At 72.1% G+C, this 4,544-nt stretch carries 5 protein-coding genes; 4 read left to right on the top strand and 1 reads right to left on the bottom strand.

Features of this window, described 5'->3' with window-relative positions:
- The 4 genes from VB737_RS15050 to VB737_RS15065 form a co-directional block, all read left to right on the top strand.
- Window positions 1-1,092, top strand: a 1,092-nt coding sequence (locus VB737_RS15050) for an extracellular solute-binding protein (RefSeq protein ID WP_500314157.1), incomplete at its 5' end; no start/stop codon positions are given.
- Window positions 1,093-1,179: 87 nt separating this feature from the next.
- Entirely contained in the window at window positions 1,180-2,064 is an 885-nt protein-coding gene (gene rpaB, locus VB737_RS15055; RefSeq protein WP_500314158.1) for a response regulator transcription factor RpaB, read from the top strand.
- A gap of 72 nt (window positions 2,065-2,136) precedes the next feature.
- Window positions 2,137-3,657 (top strand): lysine--tRNA ligase, encoded by a 1,521-nt coding sequence (gene lysS, locus VB737_RS15060; RefSeq protein ID WP_500314159.1) that lies wholly within the window; start codon window positions 2,137-2,139, stop codon window positions 3,655-3,657.
- Between the two features lie 37 nt (window positions 3,658-3,694).
- On the top strand, window positions 3,695-3,958 hold the full coding sequence (locus VB737_RS15065) for a DUF8660 family protein (RefSeq protein ID WP_035832975.1): 264 nt from the start codon (window positions 3,695-3,697) through the stop codon (window positions 3,956-3,958).
- A 43-nt stretch (window positions 3,959-4,001) separates the two neighbouring features.
- Here the strand turns inward: VB737_RS15065 and VB737_RS15070 are convergent.
- On the bottom strand, window positions 4,002-4,544 hold a 543-nt coding region (locus tag VB737_RS15070; protein WP_500314161.1), incomplete at its 5' end, for a YdcF family protein.

Below are 4,544 nucleotides of genomic sequence, written 5' to 3' on the forward strand. Positions count from 1 at the left end.
GTGCCCTGGGGGTCGGTGGAACGCAAGCTGCTGGCCTCGGTGTTCGCCCGCACCGCCCCCGATCTGGTCAATCTCAACCCCAACTTCGCCGCCAACCTGGCCAGCAAGGGGGGCCTGCGGGATCTCATCCCCCTGCTTCCCCCCGACGCCGCCGAGCGCTACCTGGCCGGGATCTGGACCTCCGGCCAGCAGGGGGGCGAGCAGTTCGGCATCCCCTGGTACCTGACGGCCCGGGTGACGATCGCCAACCGCCGGCTGCTGCAGAAGGCCGGCCTGGCCGCCCCGCCGCGGCGCTGGGAGGAGGTGCCGGCCTATGCCGAGGCGGTCCGGCGCCGCACCGGCCGCTACGCCCTGTTCGTCACCGTCGTCCCCGACGACTCCGGCGAGCTGATGGAGGCGCTGGTGCAGATGGGGGTGCGGCTGCTGGACGAGCGCCAGCGGGCGGCGTTCAACAGCCCCGCCGGTCGCCGCGCCTTCGCCTTCTGGAGCGATCTCTACCGCCGCGGCCTGCTGCCGCGGGAGGTGGTGAGCCAGGGGTACCGGCGGGCGATCGAGCTGTACCAGGCCGGGGATCTGGCCCAGGTGGCCAGCGGTCCCGATTTCCTGCGCAACCTGCAGACCAACGCCCCCGGCATCGCCGCCACCTCCGCCCCCTTCCCGCCCCTGACCGGGGCCAGCGGCGAGGCCAACGTGGCGGTGATGAACCTGGTGGTGCCGCGCCAGAGCGCCATGGCGCCGGAGGCGGTGAGCTTTGCCCTGTTCCTGAGCAACGCGGCCAACCAGCTGGCCTTCGCCGAGGAGGCCCGGGTGCTGCCCTCCTCCCGGGGCGCCCTGGCGAGCCTGGAGGAGCGTCTACGGGGGGCGGTGCCCGCCGACGGCCAGGAGCGGCTGGTCCACAGCGCCCGGCTGCTCTCGATCGAGACCCTGGCCGCGGCGCGGGTGCTGGTGCCGGCGACCCCGGGGGTGAAGCGACTGCAGGCGATCCTCTACACCCAGCTGCAGCGGGCGATGCTGGGGCAGCTCGAGAGCGATGCGGCCCTGGCCGAGGCCGAGAGGCAGTGGAACAGCTACGCCGAGGCCCGCTGGCCCTGAGGCCAGCTGCCGGAGCCGTTTCCATGTTCGCGGCCTGAAACGGCGTCGCGTTATGGTTGCGATTCTTCATCCGGTCGGACAGGAGCGATGCCAACGCCTTCGGTCGCATCCTCTGCATCCTCAGCCTCCCCGTTCACCGACGGAGCTGAGGGGCAGGAATCGTCCGGTGGTGCCTCGGCCGCTCTCCAGCCCGCCTCACCCGCCTCCGCCGGCCAGCAGCCCTCCCAGCCGATTGCCACCCTCCTGGTCGTCGACGACGAGGCGGCCGTGCGCCGGGTGCTGCTGATGCGGCTGCAGCTGGCCGGTTACCGGGTGCTGTGCGCCGAGGACGGCGAGGAGGCCCTGGCCCTGTTCCACAAGGAGCAGCCCGACCTGGTGGTGCTCGACGTCATGCTGCCGAAGCTGGACGGCTTCGCCGTCTGCCGGCGGCTGCGGGCCGAATCCTGTGTGCCGATCATCTTCCTCTCCGCCCTTGATGCCATCGCCGAGCGGGTGGCGGGCCTGGACCTCGGCGCCGACGACTACCTGCCCAAGCCCTTCAGCCCCAAGGAACTGGAGGCCCGCATCTCCACGATCCTGCGCCGCATGGGCCGGGGGGCCGCCACCAGTGAGCCCCGCGAGCTGCCCACCGGCTCGGGGGTGCTGCGGGTGGGGGATCTGGTGGTCGACACCAACCGCCGCCAGGTGACCCGTGAGGGGCAGCGCATCGCCCTCACGTACACCGAATTCAGCCTGCTGGAGCTGCTGTTCCGCGAGCCGGGCCGGGTGGTGCCCCGGGCCGAGATCCTCGAGCAGCTCTGGGGTTACCCACCCCGCCGCGCCGCCGACCTGCGCGTGGTGGATGTCTATGTGGCGCGGCTGCGCGGCAAGCTCGAACCCGACCCCCGCAACCCGGAGCTGATCCTCACGGTGCGGGGCACGGGCTACGCCTCCCAGCGGATGGGTGAGGGAACCCTGGCCGCCGCCGGCTGAACAGCCAGCCGAAGCCGGTGCCGGCCGGTCCTGCAGGATGGGCAGCGACCCTTCTCCATCGCCCTGCCTGCCTTGTCGGATCTGCGTGAGACCCGTCTGGAGAAAGCCCGCAGCCTGGAGGCCCTCGGCCGGGCCCCCTATGCCCTCGGCTTCGCCCCCAGCCACCGCACCGCCGAGCTGCAGCAGGCCCACGCCGACCTGCCCAACGGCGAGGAGCGGGCCGTGGCGGTGGCGGTGGCGGGCCGGGTGATGACCCGGCGGGTGATGGGCAAGCTGGCCTTCTTCACCATCGCCGACGAAACCGGTCCGATCCAGCTGTTCATCGAGAAGGCCGCCCTGCTGGCGGCCCACCCGAACGAGCCCGAGGCCTTCGCCCAGATCACCTCCCTGGTGGATGGCGGCGACTGGATCGGTGTGCACGGCAGCCTGCGCCGCACCGACCGGGGCGAGCTCTCGGTGAAGGTGAGCGACTGGGTGATGCTCTCCAAGGCGCTCCAGCCCCTGCCCGACAAGTGGCATGGCCTGGCGGATGTGGAGAAGCGCTACCGCCAGCGCTACCTCGACCTGATCGTCTCGCCCGACACCCGCGAGACCTTCCGCCGCCGGGCGCGGCTGGTGAGCGCCATGCGCCGCTGGCTCGACGAGCGCGGCTTCCTCGAGATTGAGACGCCCGTCCTGCAGACCGAGGCCGGCGGCGCCGACGCCCGCCCCTTCGCCACCCACCACAACGCCCTCGACCTGCCCCTCACCCTGCGCATCGCCACCGAGCTGCACCTCAAGCGGCTGGTGGTGGGGGGCTTCGAGCGGGTCTACGAGCTGGGGCGCATCTTCCGCAACGAGGGGGTGAGCACCCGCCACAACCCCGAGTTCACCTCGGTGGAGATCTACCAGGCCTTCGCCGACTACCACACGATGATGGACCTCACCGAGCAGCTGCTGGCCGCGGCCTGCCTGGAGGTCTGCGGCGACACCCGCCTCACCTACCAGGGGGAGGCGATCGATCTCACGCCGCCCTGGCGGCGGGTCACCATGCACGAGCTGGTGGAGCAGGCCACCGGCCTGGACTTCACTGGCTTCAGCGACCGTGCCGCGGCGGCGGCGGCGATGGAGGCCGCCGGCCTGGCGGCCCCGGAGGCGGCCGACAGCGTGGGCCGGCTGCTGGTGGAGGCCTTTGAGCAGGCGGTGGAGACCACCCTGGTGCAGCCCACCTTCGTGATGGACTACCCGGTGGAGAACTCGCCCCTGGCCCGGGCCCACCGCAGCAAGCCGGGGCTGGTGGAGCGCTTCGAGCTGTTCATCGTCGGGCGGGAGACCGCCAACGCCTTCAGCGAGCTGATCGACCCCCTGGATCAGCGCGCCCGGCTGGAGCTGCAGCAGCTGCGCCGCCAGGCGGGGGACCCGGAAGCCCAGACGGTGGACGAGGACTTCCTGCACGCCCTGGAGGTGGGCATGCCCCCCACCGGTGGCCTCGGCATCGGCATCGACCGCCTGGCCATGCTGCTCACCGACAGCCCCTCGATCCGCGATGTGATCGCCTTCCCCCTGCTGCGCCCGGAGGCCCGCGAGAGGGCCGGAACCGACGCAGTGGGATAATGGCCCCAGTAGGCCTTCTCCCCCTCGGGGCTCTGGTATGAGTGGTGAGCGCGTCGGTTTTCGCTTTCAACACGCCGATGCGGTGGTGAAGCGCAATCCCCAGGGGCGATCCCGCCGTGGCTGGGTCATGGAGCCCGTGGAGCAGACCACCAGCCGGGGCACCAAGATGCCCGCCTATCGCATCCGCTGGCGGGACAGTGAACGTCCGGAGATCGTCCTGCAGCACATGCTGATCGCCGATCCCGACCCCACCCCGCCGCCCGAAGGGGTGAGCCTGGTGCCGCCGGCGCCCAAAAAGTAACCCGCCGCCGCGGCAGGCGAGCGATCAAACAAGCGATCCAGCTTCAGATCCAGCCCCGCAGCCGGTAGGCCAGCAGGCCGAGGTGCTCGCGCATGGCCGTGGTGGTCAGCACCAGGGCCTCGGCGCTGGGCAGCACCCCCATCACGGTGCCGGCCAGGGTGGGGGTGCCGAAGGAGCGCCGATCCGGCAGCTGGAAGTCGCAGGCCACCGGGATGATCCGCAGCTCCGGGGCGGCGCGGCGCAGGGTGGCCAGGGATCGGGGCAGATGGGTGGCGCTGGTGACCAGCAGCAGGGAGGTCCAGCCCCGCTGCCGGGCCACCCGCACCAGGGCTCCGGCCTCCTCGCCGGTGTTGCGGCCCTCCTCGCTGGTCACGATCCGATCGGCCGCCACCCCCAGGCTGGTGGCGAGGGCCTTGGCCAGCCGGGCTTCGCCGGCCGCCGGATCGTTGGCCATGAAGGTGACCTTGCCGCCGGTCACCAGCAGCCAGGGGGCCTTGCCCTCCCGCATCAGGGCCACGGCGCGCAGCAGCCGGTCGCCGGCCTCGTTCACCTCCACCCCATGGCGGGGCGGCAGGGCGGGCCGCAG

Source organism: Synechococcus sp. BA-120 BA3, assembly GCF_034931285.1.
In the GTDB taxonomy this organism is placed as follows: Bacteria; Cyanobacteriota; Cyanobacteriia; order PCC-6307; family Cyanobiaceae; genus Cyanobium.

Excerpts from the sequence above, each read along its gene's own strand:
- rpaB (WP_500314158.1), top strand. The coding sequence starts at position 1,180 with ATGCCAACGCCTTCGGTCGCATCCTCTGCATCCTCAGCCTCCCCGTTC.
- VB737_RS15065 (WP_035832975.1), top strand. The coding sequence starts at position 3,695 with ATGAGTGGTGAGCGCGTCGGTTTTCGCTTTCAACACGCCGATGCGGTG.